The 18,136-nt window shown below is 52.9% G+C and carries 14 protein-coding genes; 8 read left to right on the plus strand and 6 right to left on the minus strand.

Features of this window, described 5'->3' with window-relative positions; translation table 11 throughout:
• Window positions 1–72: 72 nt before the first annotated feature.
• Complete coding sequence (locus J1C54_RS04950; protein ID WP_229145421.1) at window positions 73–408, minus strand: DUF2750 domain-containing protein; 336 nt, start codon at window positions 406–408, stop codon at window positions 73–75.
• A complete protein-coding gene (gene pyk / locus J1C54_RS04955; RefSeq protein WP_229145422.1) occupies window positions 408–1,853 on the minus strand; it encodes a pyruvate kinase in 1,446 nt (481 codons plus the stop codon). The genes J1C54_RS04950 and pyk overlap by 1 nt, the downstream gene beginning before the upstream one ends.
• 159 nt (window positions 1,854–2,012) lie before the next feature.
• Here pyk and J1C54_RS04960 point away from each other — a divergent pair, with 159 nt between their 5' ends.
• The 6 genes from J1C54_RS04960 (at window position 2,013) to J1C54_RS04985 (ending at window position 11,249) form a co-directional block, all read left to right on the plus strand.
• On the plus strand, window positions 2,013–3,401 hold the full coding sequence (locus J1C54_RS04960; protein ID WP_229145423.1) for a wax ester/triacylglycerol synthase family O-acyltransferase: 1,389 nt from the start codon (window positions 2,013–2,015) through the stop codon (window positions 3,399–3,401).
• Window positions 3,402–3,657: 256 nt separating this feature from the next.
• Complete coding sequence (locus J1C54_RS04965) at window positions 3,658–4,476, plus strand: DUF6502 family protein (RefSeq protein WP_229145424.1); 819 nt, start codon at window positions 3,658–3,660, stop codon at window positions 4,474–4,476.
• A gap of 220 nt (window positions 4,477–4,696) precedes the next feature.
• Complete coding sequence (locus J1C54_RS04970) at window positions 4,697–6,037, plus strand: OmpP1/FadL family transporter (RefSeq protein WP_229145425.1); 1,341 nt, start codon at window positions 4,697–4,699, stop codon at window positions 6,035–6,037.
• Between the two features lie 11 nt (window positions 6,038–6,048).
• The gene (locus J1C54_RS04975) at window positions 6,049–9,132 is read left to right on the plus strand and encodes an Ig-like domain-containing protein (protein ID WP_229145426.1); all 3,084 of its coding nucleotides are present in this window, start codon (window positions 6,049–6,051) and stop codon (window positions 9,130–9,132) included.
• A gap of 36 nt (window positions 9,133–9,168) precedes the next feature.
• Window positions 9,169–10,182 carry a hypothetical protein gene (locus tag J1C54_RS04980; protein WP_229145427.1) on the plus strand — a complete coding sequence of 338 codons (1,014 nt, stop codon included), beginning with the start codon at window positions 9,169–9,171 and terminating at the stop codon, window positions 10,180–10,182.
• A gap of 38 nt (window positions 10,183–10,220) precedes the next feature.
• Complete coding sequence (locus J1C54_RS04985) at window positions 10,221–11,249, plus strand: putative solute-binding protein (protein ID WP_229145428.1); 1,029 nt, start codon at window positions 10,221–10,223, stop codon at window positions 11,247–11,249.
• 65 nt (window positions 11,250–11,314) lie between these two features.
• Here the strand turns inward: J1C54_RS04985 and mnmE are convergent, their stop codons facing one another.
• The 4 genes from mnmE to rpmH all read right to left on the minus strand — a co-directional run bounded on the left by mnmE (window position 11,315) and on the right by rpmH (window position 15,085).
• A complete protein-coding gene (mnmE, locus tag J1C54_RS04990) occupies window positions 11,315–12,688 on the minus strand; it encodes a tRNA uridine-5-carboxymethylaminomethyl(34) synthesis GTPase MnmE (RefSeq protein WP_229145429.1) in 1,374 nt (457 codons plus the stop codon).
• Window positions 12,689–12,732: 44 nt separating this feature from the next.
• A complete protein-coding gene (yidC, locus tag J1C54_RS04995) occupies window positions 12,733–14,463 on the minus strand; it encodes a membrane protein insertase YidC (protein ID WP_229145430.1) in 1,731 nt (576 codons plus the stop codon).
• Between the two features lie 42 nt (window positions 14,464–14,505).
• Window positions 14,506–14,877 (minus strand): ribonuclease P protein component, encoded by a 372-nt coding sequence (gene rnpA / locus J1C54_RS05000; protein ID WP_229145431.1) that lies wholly within the window; start codon window positions 14,875–14,877, stop codon window positions 14,506–14,508.
• A 73-nt stretch (window positions 14,878–14,950) separates the two neighbouring features.
• Window positions 14,951–15,085 (minus strand): 50S ribosomal protein L34, encoded by a 135-nt coding sequence (gene rpmH / locus J1C54_RS05005; RefSeq protein ID WP_229145432.1) that lies wholly within the window; start codon window positions 15,083–15,085, stop codon window positions 14,951–14,953.
• 443 nt (window positions 15,086–15,528) lie between these two features.
• Between rpmH and dnaA the strand changes: the two genes are divergently transcribed.
• Entirely contained in the window at window positions 15,529–16,920 is a 1,392-nt protein-coding gene (dnaA, locus tag J1C54_RS05010; protein ID WP_229145433.1) for a chromosomal replication initiator protein DnaA, read from the plus strand.
• Between the two features lie 56 nt (window positions 16,921–16,976).
• Window positions 16,977–18,077: a DNA polymerase III subunit beta gene (gene dnaN, locus J1C54_RS05015; protein ID WP_229145434.1), complete on the plus strand. Its 1,101-nt coding sequence runs from the start codon at window positions 16,977–16,979 to the stop codon at window positions 18,075–18,077.
• Window positions 18,078–18,136: the final 59 nt, after the last annotated feature.

An 18,136-nucleotide genomic window follows, 5' to 3' on the forward strand; every position in this document is an offset into this window, starting at 1 on the left:
ACCTGCCACTTATGGAAGCCGTGCTGACACAAGCCCTTCTTTTTTACAGCGGGCTTGCGAAAAGGCAGAACATCACCCATTGGCGGGCAACATTGCGTCAACCAGCTCCTCCGCGCTTAATACTACGGCATCGCCAGATTCTCCCGGGTTAACCGCCACCATAATATTGTCCGCGGTCAACCCTGGCACCCAGCGCTCAAACCATGCCGCCAAAGGAACCTCGCGAGGCACCAGAGCTGGATCATTGCTCCATAGCCGGGCAGACTCGGCATCAGCCCACAGTGGCAGGCAGTCCTCACCATCACTATTCAACAGGGCAAAAGATTCCCCATCGCTGAGCACCCATAGCTCTTCTTTGCCGGAAATACGCTCAATAAACTGGTCATAACGAAGCTCTGCATCAGACATCAGGATTCCCTATTAATTTCGATAATTTTAAGTGTGTTGGTGCCACCATGAACCGCCAGATAGTCGCCCTTGGTAAGGATCACCCGATCACCATTTTCCACAACGCCCATACTGATAAGCTGGTCGACAGCACGAGCATTAATTTCATCCGGATCGATTGCCGCGCTGTCAAAATGGACTGTTTCAACCCCCCGGTAAATAGCCAGTCGTCTTCGGGTTTGGGCATGGGGCGTGAAGGCGAAAATAGGCAAACCGGATCTGACCCGCGACATCATGCGCGGCGTGTTGCCAGTTTCCGTCATACTGATAATTGCTTTAACTCGCTCAAGTTGATTGGCTACAGACATGGCCGCCACCGCAATGGCTTCATCAATTTTTTCCAGGCCTTCCATTGCCCGTGCCTGCAGCATACGAATCTGGAAAGTACGTTCCGCCCCAAGAATAATCCGGTCCATGGCACGCACCGTAGCTTCCGGATGATCGCCCACCGCGGTTTCGGCGGAGAGCATCACCGCGTCTGTGCCGTCCAGCACAGCATTGGCAACATCGGAGACTTCCGCACGGGTAGGCTGCGGGCTGTGAATCATCGACTCCATCATCTGTGTTGCGGTGATAACAAAGCGATCTAACTCTCGAGCGCGCTGGATAATATGCTTTTGCACGCCAACCAGTTCCGCGTCGCCAATTTCCACGGCAAGGTCTCCGCGGGCAACCATAACACCATCAGATGCACAGATAATTCCGTCCAGAATCTCCGCCGTACTGACCGCCTCGGCACGCTCAATTTTGGCGATAATTCCACCTTGGCCTCCGGCGGCGCGGTAGCGCCGGCGGGTCTCCTCAACATCTCCCGCATCACGTGGGAATGACAGGGCCAGGTAATCAACGCCCATATCTGCCGCAGTTACGATGTCCGCAAGATCCTTCTCCGTAAGCGCCGGGGCTGTCAGACCACCACCCTTACGATTAACCCCTTTGCCATTGGAGAGCTTGCCACCGACAGTGACGATACAGTGCAGCTGATTGCCACGGATTTCATTAATGGCCATTTCCACCAGACCATCGTCAAGCAACAGGCTGTCACCCTCGCGACAATCGCTGACCAGAGCCTTATAAGTGATGCCAACCCGGCCAGAGTCACCGGCGTTTTCATCCATGGCAGCATCAAGGATGAAATGATCACCGGCATGTAGCTGAATGGGGCCATCACGAAACTTGCCAATACGAATTTTCGGCCCCTGCAGGTCAACCAGAATAGCCACTGTCCGCTTCTGCTGATCTGCCGCAGAACGAATACGCTCCGCCACGGCCCGATGGTCCTCAGCGCTGCCGTGGGAGAAGTTAAGCCGGAATACATTCACTCCAGCAGCAATCAGGCGGCCAAGCATGGCCTCGGGGGCGCTGGCGGGACCAATGGTGGCGACTATCTTGGTACGTCTGAACATAATGGTATCCGTGGTCAATGTGCCGACAAGGATACCAGCGGAATCTGTTACCGTTTGCCTGTGTAGAAAAATTTTCATTTGGGTGCTCAGCCGCTAAGCTGCTTACGTCGAGCCGGCATCAGGGATGCCCGCTGCAGGACCAATCAACCGGGACCACACATGAAGCGCATGAAGACCCTCGACGCCGCCTGGCTGGCGGTGGAATCCGATGACACCCCGATGCATGTCGGCAACCTGCAGATTTTCTCCCTGCCGGAAGGCGCGCCGGACACTTTCCTACGTGACCTGGTGATACGCATGAAGGAGGGCCGGGATTTCGCCCCGCCTTGGAACCACAAACTGCTAAACCCGGGCAAGATTGGCCGTACCCTGACCCCTGCCTGGAAGATCGACAACGATCTGGATCTGGACTACCACGTGCGGCACTCCGCCCTACCCAAGCCCGGCGGAGAGCGGGAGCTCGGCGTACTGATCTCCCGCCTGCACAGTCACCCTCTGGATTTCAATCGGCCCCTGTGGGAAAGCCACATCATCGAAGGGCTGGAGAACAACCGCTTCGCTCTTTACACCAAGATGCACCACTCCCTGATTGACGGTATCAGCGGTATGCGCCTGCTTCAGCGGGTGCTATCAACAGACGCCAATGCCCTCCACATGCCGCCACCGTGGACGGTACGACCAGAGCGCGTCAAGCTGATTGGAGGGGCTCCGGCCCATGAAGCCCATGGCCTTGAAGCGGCCATGGAAGCACTGCGTGGCCAGCTTAAGACTGTCCCGGCACTAATAGGCGCTCTCGGCAAGCTGGTCCGTCATCAGGAAGGTAGCCCGCTGGTTGGTCCCTTTGTCGGACCACCGTCGGTACTTAACAAGCGGGTCACGCCACAACGCCGTTTCGCCACCCAGCAGTACAGTATGTCAGCACTGCGAGAGCTGGCCATTCAGGCCGATGCATCGCTTAACGACATTGTCCTGTACTTGTGTAGCACGGCCCTGCGCCGCTTTCTTAAAGAGCAAAATGCCCTGCCAACGGAGCCGCTCACCGCCGGTATCCCGGTAAATATCAGGGCCGCCGATGACCAGGGCACAGGCACCTCAATCAGCTTTATGATTGCCAGCCTGGCTACTGACGTGGCCGATCCCCTGCGCCGGCTGGCAGCAATCAAGGCCTCCACCCGTAGCGCCAAGGAACACCTGCAGACCCTGCCGCGCAGCACTCTGACTCAGTACACCATGCTGCTAATGGCGCCCTACATGCTGCAGTTGGCCACCGGTCTCGGCGGTCGCACCAAGCCGGTGTTCAACGTCACCATTTCCAACGTGCCCGGGCCACGCGAGCCCTTGTACTTTCAAGGTGCACGCCTGGAAGCTATGTATCCGGTGTCGCTTATCGCCCATGGTGGAGCTCTGAATATCACCTGTCTGAGCTACGCAGACTCGCTTAACTTCGGCTACACAGGGTGCCGTGAAACCCTACCCAGCATGCAGCGTCTGGCGGTTTACACCGGTGAGGCCCTGGAAGAGCTGGAGCAGTTGTTAGGCGATATCTAAGCCCTTCTTTCTTGTCATCTCCCCAACCGCACTCCGCTTCAGGAGTGCGGTATTCAATCCCGCGCTAAAAAAACTCCCTATCCGAACGGCCGGACTTTGCCGCGCAAGAATAATAATCCCTGTAAAAACATAATCTTATGTCACATCTGTTAAAAAATTCTCAGACTTGAACTCAGCCTGTTTTCTGATACCGCTCGTCAGTTGGACGTTAGTACATGATTGACCACCTCAAATAATGGGATTATTTTCCCAATCTATGAATGACGCCATCAACCAAACCATACTTCTTGCGCTAGCTCGAATACTGCGACCCATCGTTCGCGTACTGCTGGCCAACAAGATCACCTATGCGACCTTCGACGGCATCGCCCGGCAGGTCTTTACCGAGGAGGCAGACCGCCACTTCGCCATTCGTGGCCGCAAGCAAAGCATCAGCCGCATAGCTCTGGTTACCGGCCTGCCCCGCACAGAAGTGCGCCGCATCAAGCAGGCCCCGCCCCTGGCGGACCATGATCTTGGTCAGTCCTTCCATCGGGCTGCCCGGGTGATCTCCAGCTGGTGCAGCAAAAGCGACTACCTGACTGAAAGGAACGAACCAAAGCCGCTGAAATTCGACGGCCCAGGCTCGTTCACTTCTCTAGTCAAGCAGATCAACAGTGATCTAGCGCCACGCTTGATACTCAATGAACTACGTCAGGCCGGGATCGTAAAAATGGATGCAGGACGCCGTATCTTCCTGATGCGCTCCGCATACATACCCAGTCGTGATGCGACCGCGATTATGAAGATCCTGGGTACCGATGTTGGCGATCTCGCTGAAACCATTTCTCACAACCTGTATGCGCCGACCGACCAAAGTCGATTCCAGCTAAAGGTCAGCTACGACAACTTGCCACATGACTGCTTGCAAACACTGCAACAACTGGTTTCCGAGCGCGGCCATGAAATCCTGGCTGAATTTGATTGCTGGCTACGCCGACACGACCGACACCTCAATCCATCGGTGTCTGGTGATGGCCGTGCTCGCGCTGGTGTAGGTATCTATTACTTTGAAGAGCAGGGGCAAACCGCATAGTCACACCGCCGCATCAGGCGGGCGGTCATAAGAGCACACACACAGCGCGTTTATTGCGTTGTTTTCTGGAGCCGTGCACGCCCTGTGTACGGCCCTTTTTTTCAGCGCACACAGGCTACTGGTCTGGCGCTAGAAGAACTTCACCGGGGGTCGGTGATCGCTGTCCGAGGTAGCAAGGAGTTTCGGGCAGATAAGAACAACCAAAAGAAACGGAGTAGTCATGATGAAAAAAATAGCCCGGATTCCGCTTGTCACGCTTATCGCAACCATAACGTCAGTTAGTAACATTGCCCACGCGGGAATGAGCAGTACCGCGACAACATTTGGCATCCTGCCATCCGATATCGCGTCCGCCCAGTCACTATCTCTTTTCAGCAATCAGGTATCAGCGACCTATTACAATCCGGCGTATCTGGCCCGCGATACCCGGGGTGAGCTTACAGGCGGTCTTTTTCACGCAGCGCCATCTTTGCAGGTGGACAGCTCTGGCGGTGTGAACGCGCCAACCCGTAGCGGGGAGGTGCTTGATGACACGCCGTCACAGCAGGTCCTGATTGGCATGAAAAAGGACCTGTCCTTTCTGACCAAGTACGACCACTCAATCATGTTCGGATTTATGGCCGGAGTTGAAAAGTTCGGCAAAGAAATGATGGCGTTTCAATCTGCGACTGCTAACGAAGGACAGTTCTTCAACTACGGTCGACAACCGCTTTTCCTCAATCTGGGTGTTGGCACAAATGTCTGGCGAGGTATTGATGTGGGCGCATCGTTGCGCATCACTCTGCATGCTGATGCAACCATGACCACGCAAAGCGATCTCGCCGGCAATACGGAACGGGAGAATATTGAAGTGGCAGCTGAACCCGTCATGGTTCCCATCATCGCCATCAATATGAATGCTGGTGAGACCCTATGCTCTCGCTCACCTTGCTGGATGGACAAGCTGGAAACCGCCATCGTTTATAAGAGTTACGCCAAAGGCGAAACCAATGTCTCAGCAAACGCCGTAATTCCAGGTACCATTCCGGATCCAGGTCTGGATTTGGTTATCAGCACTATCTCCGGCTTTACTCCTGAAATTATCACCGCGGGCGCCCAATATCAGTTTGGCAAATTGCGCATCGGTGCTACCGCCGAACTCCAGCATTGGTCACGTCTGGAAGATCAACTACAAAGAGACACCATCAAGGACCAGTCTAATCTGCGCTTCAAGGACATTGTCATTCCCCGTATTGGCATTCACTACCAACTGAACGAATCTCTAGCGCTTACTTCCGGTATCGCCTTTGAAGAGTCACCGCTAGAGAGCAGTAATTCTGATGAGGTCAACTATCTGGACAACGACAAGTACATCCTTGGTCTTGGCGGCTCGTTACTGGTGAAGAATCCACCCGTACTGGCCTGGCCAGTACAGCTCGACTTCGGTTACCAGTATCACTATCTGAAAGATCGCGATTTCAGCCTCACCGGCACCACACCGGACAACCAACCTTACCAGGAAGACGTTACTGCTGGCGGCGACGCCCATGTCTTCAGTGGTTCCTTCACGGTGAAATTCTGAGGAGAGCGGCCATGAATAATAAATTTATGAAAGTCCAATTTGCCTGGATCTTGGTAGCATCGCTGACCTTGATTAGCTGTGGCGGCGATAAGCAGAGCGTTGTATTCCCCGGTAGAGGCGGCGATGTGTTCTACACCTACCCTGACGCCGGGCAGGGTGGTGTATCGACACGGACGCCAATCATTGTGCGCCTTTCTGATCCAGTAACAGACCCGCTGCAATTGGATGACTCCGTGATTCGACTTATGCAGGAGGGTACTCCAATACCAACCGACGTAAGTGTTGCCCCAGGCAGTGACGATCGTAGCATTGTTATGCGTCCTATTGAGCCGTTGGCTACGGGGACCACCTACACGGTCGAGCTGCTCAACCTGACTACCACTAAAGGCCAAATAACTCTTCCGAATGACGGATTTTCATTTGCCACTGCGCTAGCTTCTAAAGGCCCCCGCGCCCACCAGGTGAGTGGAGATCTTTTCGCGGTCACCCGCATGTTCCCGGACGACAATGAATTCCCAATTCTTGACTTCACTTCCCTTCGTTTTCAGTTTAGTCAGCCCATTGATGTAGCCAGTGTCCGCTATGGCGACACTCTGGCGCTGAAGGATGATGAGGATCAGTTGGTTCCTGCTGTGGTACTCGCCAAGGGCCACTATCTCACTATTGATCCCGTGCAGGACCTTCAGCCAGGCGACAGCTATACCCTGACCTTGTCCGACCAGCTGGCCAGTCTTTATGGGGCAACCCTTGAATTGCCATTTAGTGGCAGTAACGTTTTCAGCTTCTCCCCATTACCCAGCGGCCCGACTGAAGTGATGGCACTTAAAGCGCCGGCAAGCGGCATCCAATCTCAATTGACTGGACAACCAGTAAACCTGGTGCCAGTTATTGCCACATTGCTGGGCGAGGAAACACAGTCACAACAACAAGGTGATGTATTTGCTGAGCTGGCATTCGTTCCGAACTACCCCGTTACCACACCACTTCGCATTGCTCGCGGCAGCATGCTCACCGGTGACGAGCTTGTAGTGCGTATTGGTGGACAGATTCCGGCCGGATTCAACTCTGGCGATGTAGTAGTTCAGTTTATCTCTGACGCCACTGGTTACCTGTTGCCTAATCCGTATAGCACCTCCCCCCGCGCGCCTCGACAGATACGAGTGTTTATGGACGTGGCAATTACCACAGGCAATCCCGTTGCAAACTCATCTTTCAATCAGGATGTATTGCATCTGGAGCTAGTAGGTCAGGCAATAGTTGAGAATGGGGTGCTGGTTTCCGATGCACTGACGGTAGTGGAATCAGAAGTACTTGGCCTGGAAACCGCATTCGGTGTACTCAGCTTTCGTATGGAAGCCTATGCCGACCAATTAATTGCGCCGGAGCCAGTGGAGGATATGGCTCCACCATTCATTCAGTCATGGATGCCGGATCAGTTGGCTGCCAGCCATCGGCCCGGTGAGCCGATTGTCATTAATTTTAATGAGGCCGTTGATCCGGTTTCACTGACTGATCGGATCACTATTAGTCAGGACGGTGTTCCAGTTACACCGGAACTGATTCGTCAGGACGGCGTCTCCGTTATCATCACATTACCGCTCGAATACGGTTCTGATTACGATGTCAATTTACTTGACGGCATTACGGATCTAAGCGGTAACACGCTAGCGCAACAAACGTTGTCGTTTAGCATGCCATTCTACGCGGCGAGTCAGCCCGCCTCGCCGGTTGCATTACAAGCCTATCCCGGCTTTCCTTGCGCCACCGTGGCGCGTGACCTTGCCAACAGCAATGCCGGGCGTTGCAATGGTGGCCAAACCACAGATGACCGTCTTCCATTACCCTTAATGCCCGCAGATCGCAGCATTCAGGTGAGTTTTTCCCAGGTTATGGATCCGACAAGCATTGTCGCCGGTAGCACTTTCCTGGTTGAAGAGATCAATGCGACTGAAACAAGCATTGCAACCGTAGATGGTCGTCTTGAGGTCCGCGACAGAGAGATCGTGTTCACTCCACATCAGCCGTGGAGCGATGGGGCGTTATATCGGTATACGTTACGCTCCAATGGTAGCCCGTCATCCTCGGCCTGCAATCCAGGCACAGCCATCTGCTCCGCTGCGGGTTTGCCACTTAAGACCAGAGTTCTGTCTACCTCCCTGGGCAATACACCCGCCCTGAATGGCGGTGGTCAGGATCTGGAGATCTTTTTCCGCGGCGCACCTGCTAGCTCCTCTGTACTAACAAAGCTATCCAATCTTCCTACCGCGGATGTAAACAGCAACAGTCGTCGTGATCCGGGCGAGAAAAATGCGATCGATGAACCTGAGTACCTGAAGAATAGTGCCCGAATTACAGTAACCGGTGTGGGCGGTCAGGTTGCCGAAGCAAACATTGGCTGCCCCATCGGCGATAGCTGCCTGAAGGATTCCTATGTGTACGCCACCGGGACTCTGGGTGCTGAGGTCGTCGGTTTTCTCAACGCGGATGAAGCGGCCGCTATTGCCCGCAGTCCGCTACCGGCAGAGGTTGCCAATGGGGGCGGGATTCTAGTCTATCTCCACCCTACAGCCTTGCTTACCAGTAACTTTGTCGCCTATGCGAGGACAACCCTCGAGCCACTTACCACAGCGGACCCAACCGATAGTGGCGAGTTGATTATGCGCCTTCGTTATCAGTGCGACGCTCGAACAGGCGCTGCGGCACCATCGCCTGCAGAGTCGACGCCCCTTCGTCGCTGCGAGCCGGGTGAATCAGGGTTTGGTGAAGGGTGGATTGTAGAAGGCGTAGAAGGGCCTCGGTTTCTGGCAACTCTAAACGGCTATATCGATGGTCCGCGTCTTAATGCCATCGCGCGGGTTCTTGGCGTGCCGATACCTCTCTCTCATAACCAACGTAGTTATGGGTTTACCACCGATGTTCGCGGCGACGTTGAATTTATTGATGACGGGCGAATGAGTATCGCACTGGCTAACGAGACACCCATCGTCGTTCTGGTGAGTTTATCCGCCGCTGGTGTTCTGAACGCTGACGTAGAGTTAACGCTGCCCATGGGCGAGGTAGTGCTAAACGTACTCTCCGGGTCGGTGAAACGCTGATTTCACCACTACTCTTAACAATTAAGGGAAACAACAATGAAGTTTTCTAAACGTATCAGAATGACCAGTCTGATTTTTTTGTCCGCGACTTTCATATCAGGCTGCACGGTTGTTTACAAAGGTACCGGCGACGTTTTGGTTAGCTATGGCAAGAGCGAATTAGTACCCCACTTGATGACTTATCGGGATGTCGGCATGGCTTGTGCTACCGGTGAGTCACTCACGCCATTGCTAATGTCATTCAGTGAGGTTGGGTCAAAGCCCGACAAGATTGCCCCTTTAGTATTCGTGGCAGCCGCCACCTGCTCTGAATCAAAAGCTCTTGATGCCGAGTTACGTTATATGCGCGCCATGAAGCGTGGCGACGTAATCGAAGCACAAGACGCTCGCTCAGAGCAGAAAGCCCACGCCGAGCAAGCTGCAAGACGTCTGTATGAGGCTTATCGCCGCACCGTATCGGTCTACGGTGAGCCTGCTGAGGCTAGCTGCCCACGCCTGCGTAGTGATTTTGATGAGCTAGTCTGGATGGTCGGGCTGATCGCCGGCGTTCAATCTCTACTCAACGATGCCACTGCAGAAACTGCCGTGGGTGTTCCCAGAGATGTCGCCGCCAAAGTGGAGCGTGGTGCGGCCTGTCTGGATAACGAGAAGTGGTGGGGCGTACCGCAGGGCACACGTGCTGCTCTGTGGAATATTCTGCCTATGCTTGCACCACAAGGTGCTGATGCATGGCAGGAACTGGAAAAAGCAACTCAGATTGGATTCCAGAGCGGCATACGATTGGCAAGTGCATTGTATGTTATCTCCGCCTACAGCGTTGACAATCAACCTCAGCTTAGAAAAGGAATTCGAGAGTTTTCTGCTAACAACAGAAATCTTAACGAAGAGTACGCCTTGCTGGATGCTATTGCGGGTGAGCTGATTCTAGGTGTGTCTCACCGCATGTGGGCGGACGCTACGGGAAAACGCACTCCTTTCAAGTCATTGGGAACCTTCTGGGATGACGCGGCAAAAACCTCGCCGGTAATCGATATAGATGAACTGCTCTGATAGAGCACTAAAACGTTTTTCACGTAAGGAGATAGCATATGTTATCAAGAAAAATATTCCCTTTGTTATCAGCACTTCTGTTGCCCGTTTCCGCCGCTCTACACGCAAATTCAGTAGAGCGTACTATTTGCGTTTTTGACATTATTGGAACTGCTGGCGATCAGTACAATATCATGCGCGATTATGCCACTGCCGCTTCGGGCCAAGGCTATAAACTAGACCTTAAGGTATACACGGACGAGAGCATCGCCGCGGAGGATCTGAAAGCGTCGCAGTGTGACGCTGCAGTTCTCACCGGCATTCGCGGCCGGCAATTTAATAGTTTTACCGGCAGCCTGGACTCCATTGGCGCGGTTCCTGATTACGAGGCACTGCGTACGGTTATTCAGGTTATTGCCAGTGGTAACGAAAAGATCACCGCCAATCTCAAGCAGGGCGCCTTCGAAGTTCTTGGCGTCGGCCCCATGGGGGCGGCTTATCTTTTTGTTAAGGACCAGACCATCAATAATGTCAATGCACTGGCAGGAAAATCCATTGCTGTCATGTCCTACGATGAAGCTCAGGGTAAAATGGCATCTCGAGTGGGTATGTCCCCAGTGATGTCTGATATCACTAATTTTGCCGGGCGTTTCAACAATAATAGTGTTGATATCTGCTTTGCTCCAGTGCTCGCCTATAGCGCTCTAGAGCTCTACAAAGGCATGCAACCTGATGGTGGAATTATTGACTACACCCTGGGGCAACTGACCATGCAAGTTATTGCTCGACAGAACAAGTTCAGCGATGACTTTGCCATATGGTCTCGCAAGTACTTCGCCAATACGGTTTTTGAACAAGCCATGCGCGTTATTGAGACCGCGCAAAACGAGGTTGATGAAAAATGGTGGATCGATATCTCTGATGATGATCGACTTCGCTATGACGAGATGATGCGTGATGCGCGAATTGAGTTAACCGATCAAGGTGTATATAGCAAGGACATGATGTCTCTGCTACGCAATGTTCGCTGCCGAATGGATTCTGCTCGGGCGGAATGTAGTGATAGTAGAGAGTTGGCTAAGCGTTGAGTCTATTGTTTGACTTACCCGGTGCTGCACCCTCCTCCCCCACGCAGCACCGGGCTTTTTAAATTCTATTTTCCTATACAAAAGCTGGAAAATATTTTTCCCAGAAGATCGTCAGCGCTGAATGCCCCGGTTATTTCTTCCATGGCATGCTGTGCTGTACGAAGATCTTCCGCAAGCAACTCTCCAGCTTGATGCTCTGTAAGCTGGCTGGCACCGCGACGTAAGGAGTCAAGTGCTAACTCAAGAGCAGTAAGGTGACGGCGGCGCGCAGAAAATCTGCTTTCACTTGTAGCTTGATAGCCCACTCTTCTCTTTAGGTTTTCTCTGAGATCATTTAACCCAAAGCCGCTCTTTGCTGAAATGGCGATACTCTCCATCTCGGTTTTCGGTAAGCCTTGTTCCTGTAAAAGGTCCGTTTTATTAAGTATCAGAAGCGTCGGCATAGTTAGACCAGATAGGCGCTGGTCTTCATCAGGGAGCACATCAGCCAAGGAGGTAATGACAGGCCCGGTCTGATTAACGTCAGCAAGTACCAGTAGAATATCCGCTCTTTCAATTTCCGCCCATGCACGGCGAATACCTTCTCGCTCCACCACATCCGGTGATTCCCGCAATCCAGCGGTATCAATAATATTAATCTGCAGACCATCAATTTGGATGGTCTCTCGCAATACATCGCGGGTGGTACCGGCAATATCAGTGACGATAGCCGCATCATGTCCAGCCAGGGCATTAAGCAATGAGGACTTGCCGGCATTTGGGCGCCCGGCAATTACCGCCGTCATGCCTTCTCTTAGTAGCCGGCCATGTCTTGCTGTAACAAGGATCTTCTCGGTTTTCACAACCAGGTTTTCAAGATCAACACTGACCTTGCCATCACTGAGAAAGTCGATTTCCTCCTCAGGGAAATCAATGGCTGCCTCGACATACATGCGCAGTTGAATCAGGGCATCAATCAGTCCGTTTACTTCCTTTGAAAAGTCACCCTGTAAGGAATGCATGGCTGCTTTCGCGGCTGCTTCACTACCCGCATCGATTAAATCTGCGATGGCTTCCGCCTGAGTCAAATCGATTCTGTCGTTAAGGTATGCACGCATGGAGAATTCTCCAGCGCGGGCTTGTCTGGCTCCATAAGCAACACAATGACGAACAATCTGATCAAGGATAACCGGACCACCGTGGCCCTGAAACTCAACGACATCTTCACCGGTAAAAGAGTTCGGGCCAGGAAAAAATAATACGATGCCTTCATCAATCTGCTCACCATGGGAATCTATAAAGGCAGAAAAATGTGCATGCCGGGGGTGTAGGTTGGTGCCGGAAGGAAGAAGTTTAGTGGCGATTACTGACGCCTTATTACCGGATAGACGGACAATGCCGATGCCTCCCTTTCCGGGGGCGGTGGCGACAGCAACAATGGTGTCCTGAGAATCAGTCATGAGTTAATGGTTTCCCCTCCCCTGGCGGGGAGGGTCGACACATTCTATTCGTTTTCGATTTTTCGAGTGATAACCCATTGCTGAGCGATCGACAGCAGGTTATTGGTCAACCAGTAAAGTACCAGACCGGAGGGCATCCACAGCATGAAGACACTGAAGATCACTGGCATCCATTTCATCACCTGAGCCTGAGTGGGATCCGCCGGCGCCGGGTTCAGACGCATCTGGAACCACATCGATGCGCCCATCAACAAAGGCAGAATAAACCAGGGGTCCATGATCGACAGATCATTCAAATAAAGGAAGGTAGCCTGACGAAGTTCCACTGACTCTAGAAGAACGTAGTACAGCGAGATAAAAACAGGCATCTGCACAAGAACTGGCAAGCAGCCACCCAGTGGATTGATCTTCTGCTCCTGAAACAGCTTCATGGTTTCCATTTGCTGCTTCTGGCGATCGTTCTTGTACTGCTCACGAATGCGGGTCATCTCCGGAGCCGCCTTTCGCATTTTCGCCATGGAACGATAGCTCGACGCAGATAGCTTGAAGAAAAGGCCTTTAAGCAACATGGTCAGCAGAATAATCGCCACGCCCCAGTTTCCTACTCCGGCACCAAGGTCGAAGCTGTTGCCAAACAGGGTGATCTGACCACTTTGCAGGAAGATCAGCACGGCAAATATGGGCTGGGAAATAAACCACAACCAGCCATAGTCCACCGTCATATTTAAACCGGGGCTGATGCTTTCCAGTACATCTTGTTGTTTCGGTCCAGCATAAAACTCTGAATACAGTACCTGCTCGGTACCTGGAGCCACGTTCACCACAGGTGATACAAAGCGCAACAGGTATTCGTCAGTAGCTGATAGCCAGGTGGCACTGTAGGTGTGTTTTTGCAGGCGATCCGGCACCCAGGCGCTGAGGAAGTAGTGCTGAAGCATGGCAATCCAGCCAGCGTCCTCAGCTATTTTCAAAGATTCTTCTTTAATGTCTTTGAAGGGCAATTTGTTGTAAGGCTTTTCGCTGGACCAGTAAGCAGCACCCAAGTAGGTCGGCATCGGTACAAAGCCCGCTTTGGAACCACTTGGATCAGCGCCGCCATCACGACGAATCTGGCCATATAAAGCACCCTGCCAGGTTTCATCACCACTGTTGCGAACAATGTGTGATATGCGCACCAGATAGCTGCCCCGTTCGAGGGTGTAGCGCTTGACCAGGGTCACACCGCCGGCCTGCTGCAGGGTCAGATCAACATTGAGCTCATTATCACGTTCATCCAGACGATAGCTCGACTGGTTAGCTTGCCATACCGGCCTACCCTCAGAGGTGTCAGTGCCGTTCGGCCCGATCAGGCCACTTTGGGCTATGTATTTATGCGTGCTGTCACGCTGCATTAGCAAGAAAGGCTGATCTGGTGTTTCAGCATGCAGGGGATATTTAGGTAATGCCAGACGGACGATGTCACCACCCAGCCGGTCGATCTCTAGCTGAAACACGTCTGTGCTGACGCGTATCAGTCTGTCGTCCTCCACCGGTGCCGTAGCGGGAATCTGGGCTGGCGTCATGCCCATATCAGTTGTCGTAGCTACCGGGATGTCAGAGGCCTCTGGAACAGCCTCTTGACCGCCTTCTGGAAGCTCAGGTAGCGAAGATACCTGTTCCGTCGACGGAGTATTAGCCACCGTAGTAGCGTGACCATAATCACGCTGCCAGGCGAGGATCATCATGTAGGCGACCACGGCGATTGCGGTCAAAACAAGGGCGCGCTTGATTTCCATAGCGGGTTCAACATATCGGCGAGAAAAGCGGCGGGCAGTTTCTCAGTCCGCAGCACGCTTGGCAAGCAGCTTGCTCCAGACTTTGGCAAGTTGGGCCGTGAACACTGCTTTTTCGGGATGGTCGATGTTTGCACGGACCAGTATGACGATGTCCAGACCAGCCAGTTCAGGCCCCAGATGTCGGAATGACTCCCGCATCAGACGACGAAGGAGATTACGATCTACGGCTCGTTTGACCCGACGTTTGCCAATCACGATACCGAGCCGCGCAGCGGCGAGGCCATTTTCTGAAACCAGTAAAAGAAAATGCTGGCTGCTGGCTCGCCATTGAGGATTATCAAAAAGTGGCTTGAATTCAGACGGACTGAGCAGTCGGTGACTGCGAGGGAACTGCCTGGAACCGGGAGAATTCATGGCAAATACTGCCGGCAGGCTGGTGTTGCGAGTATATCTACCGCCCCGTTAGGGGCGGCGGAAGCAAAACAGGTCAGACAGCAAGGCGCTTGCGACCTTTGGCACGACGACGGTTCAGCACAGCACGGCCATTGGCGGTTGCCATGCGAGCACGGAAGCCATGGGTACGCTTGCGGCGAATATTGCTGGGTTGAAAAGTACGTTTCATCGTCAGTCTCACAGATTCGGGTAGTGCGAAGGGCGGCAATTCTAGGCAGACCCCGGAGGATTGTCAATGCAAGGGTTTCAGGTGTTTTCCCGGGTCCTTAATTATTAAAAGATATTTAAATTCTTTTCTTGTTTTTATTACTTATAAGGCAGGCTTATATCTGTGTATAACCGTTATTTGTTTATATAAATCAATAAATTAAAGACAAATGAACCCTGCGGATGAAGGCGGGAGAAAGGTCTGATAAGGGTCGTGGAACCGGGGATCAAATCACTATGTTCCCCGCAAGGGTGTTTTCTCCCCTGTTGTTACCCAGCGCTCAGGCGACCTTATTCACAATCTTATCCACAGGGGGAAATAGCCTGTTCTGTTTGCTGGCCGGGGGGTCTGAACAGAGTATAGAATGCTTTCTTCATTCGATTTCCCCGTAAGGCTTCTGAGACGTGTCTGAAGAACTCTGGCATCGCTGTTTGTCGCGTCTTGAAGACGAGCTGCCATCCCAGCAATTCAATATGTGGATTCGCCCCCTACAAGTTGTTGCGGGGTCGGATGGCCGCAGCCTGACCCTGTTCGCTCCGAACCGGTTCGTAGTCGATTGGGTGCGAGATAAGTATCTCGAGTTAATAAGGGAATTAATGGGAGATCTGGGAAGCGACGGGGCACCCAGTATTGAGCTCGAAGTCGGTTCATCGCGCACCGTTACCGAGGTCGTGCTTGGCAGGCCTCAGGAGGCCGCCAGGGAGCCCACAGTGGCAGTTCCGGTGCAGGTCTCTGCTTCCTCCGTATCATCAGAAGCACCGACCCACCAGCATCGGTCCAATCTGATCACCAGTTATAACTTCGATACCTTCGTTGAGGGCAAGTCAAATCGAATGGCATTTGCTGCGGCTCAGCAAGCGGCCGAGAACCCCGGTACCCAAGGCTATAACCCATTGCTGTTTTATGGTGGAGTCGGTTTGGGTAAAACCCACCTAATGCATGCTGTTGGTAATGCCATCTTGCAGCGTAAGCCAGGGGCAAGAGTGGTCTACCTTCATAGCGAGCGGTTTGTTCAGGATATGGTCAGTGCTCTGCGTAACAAGACCATAGACCAGTTCAAACGCTTTTATCGCTCCCTTGATGCTTTGCTGATTGATGACATTCAGTTTTTTGCCGGAAAAGAGCAGTCCCAGGAAGAGTTTTTTCATACCTTTAATTCTCTGATCGAGAATGGCCAGCAGGTGATTATGACCTGCGATAAATATCCGAAAGAAATCGTTGGTCTGGAAGATCGTCTAAAGTCCCGTTTTGGTTGGGGCTTGTCTCAGCCGTTAGAGCCGCCGGAGCTGGAAACCAGAGTGGCGATTCTTAAAAAGAAGGCGGAAGAGGCGAAGATCGATTTACCTAGTGAGGCAGCTTTTTTTATTGCCCAGAGAATTCGTTCCAATGTTCGGGAATTGGAAGGGGCATTAAAAAGGGTTATTGCGCACGTTCGGCTAAGTGGCGCGGTGGTGGATATCAATCTGGTAAGGGATGCCTTGAAGGACCTTTTGGCAAGCCATGCCAGACAGATCAGTATTGATAATATTCAGCGAGTGGTGGCGGAGTACTACAACATCAAGCTTAATGACATGTTGTCGTCACGACGTAGTCGTTCGATTAGCCGCCCACGCCAGGTTGCCATGGCTTTGGCCAAGGAGTTGACCAGCCATAGCTACCCAGAGATTGCCGACGCCTTCGGTGGTCGGGATCACACCACAATCATGCATGGCTGCAAGAATATCGGCAAACTGAGGGAATCAGATGCGGATATGGAGCGTGACTATCAGAATCTGTTGCGCACACTGACGTCCTGATGCCTAGTGGTAACAAGTCAGGTCAGACCAACAAAAACCGGAGTCGGGAAGGGATCATGAAATTCAGCATCAATCGTGAACAGTTGCTCAAGCCGCTGCAGCAGGTAGCCTCGGTGGTTGAACGCAGGCAGACTCTGCCAGTTTTGTCGAACGTCCTGCTCGAGGTCTCCGGTGACCGGTTGTCTATGACTGGTACAGATCTGGAATTGGAGTTGGTCGCTCATCTGGCAATTGGCGGGGAGGTTCGCGAAGGCGAAACCACTGTGCCCGCACGAAAGTTAGTGGATATTTGCAAGAGCTTGCCGGCAGAGGCCGATATTCGCTTCGAGATTGATGGTGAGCGCTTACTTATAAGATCAGGGCGTAGTCGTTTCACCCTGGCCACCCTGCCAGCAAGCGAATTCCCTAATCTCGAGGAGAAGACTGAGGGTTCCGTATTTGCTATTGCCCCAGGAGCCTTGCGCCAGCTGATCGATCGTACTGCTTTCTCCATGGCTCAGCAGGATGTTCGTTATTATCTCAACGGCATGCTGTTTGAGTTGCGTCCCGGGCGTTTGCGCACTGTGGCTACCGATGGTCATCGGTTAGCTATGTGCGATGCTGAGTTGGAAGCCATCAAGGATCAGGCCCAGGTTATTTTGCCGCGCAAAGGGGTTATGGAGCTTTCCCGTTTGCTGGGCGATGCCGGCGGTGAGGTGGAAGTTATCGTTGGCAAGAACCATGTTCGGGTTGTTGCGGGCGATATCACCTTTACCTCCAAGCTGGTGGATGGCAAGTTTCCGGAGTATGACCGGGTCATCCCGAAGAAGTGTGATCGTCTGGTTAATGCGGATCGGGAGACTTTGAAACAGGCGCTTAGCCGAGTGGCCATTCTTTCTAACGAAAAGTATCGCGGCATCCGAGTACAGCTAGCTGAGGGCAGTCTGCGCATTCAGGCGAATAACCCGGAGCAAGAAGAGGCGGAAGAAGAGGTTTCTGTGGATTACACCGGGGCTGCATTGGAGATAGGTTTCAATGTCAGCTATTTGCTCGAAGTCTTGAACGCAATGCACGGCGATGCCGTTGAGCTGCAGCTTGGAGACAGCAATAGCTCAGCACTGGTGGCCGACCCGGCTGCTCGCCAAGCGACCTATGTCGTTATGCCGATGCGTTTATGATCCTGTCGGGCGGACCAGTATTGGTCCGCCCATCCTGGATCTCATACCCGACGACTCCC

The organism is Alcanivorax sp. 1008 (assembly GCF_020667895.1).
GTDB lineage: Bacteria > Pseudomonadota > Gammaproteobacteria > Pseudomonadales > Alcanivoracaceae > PGZG01.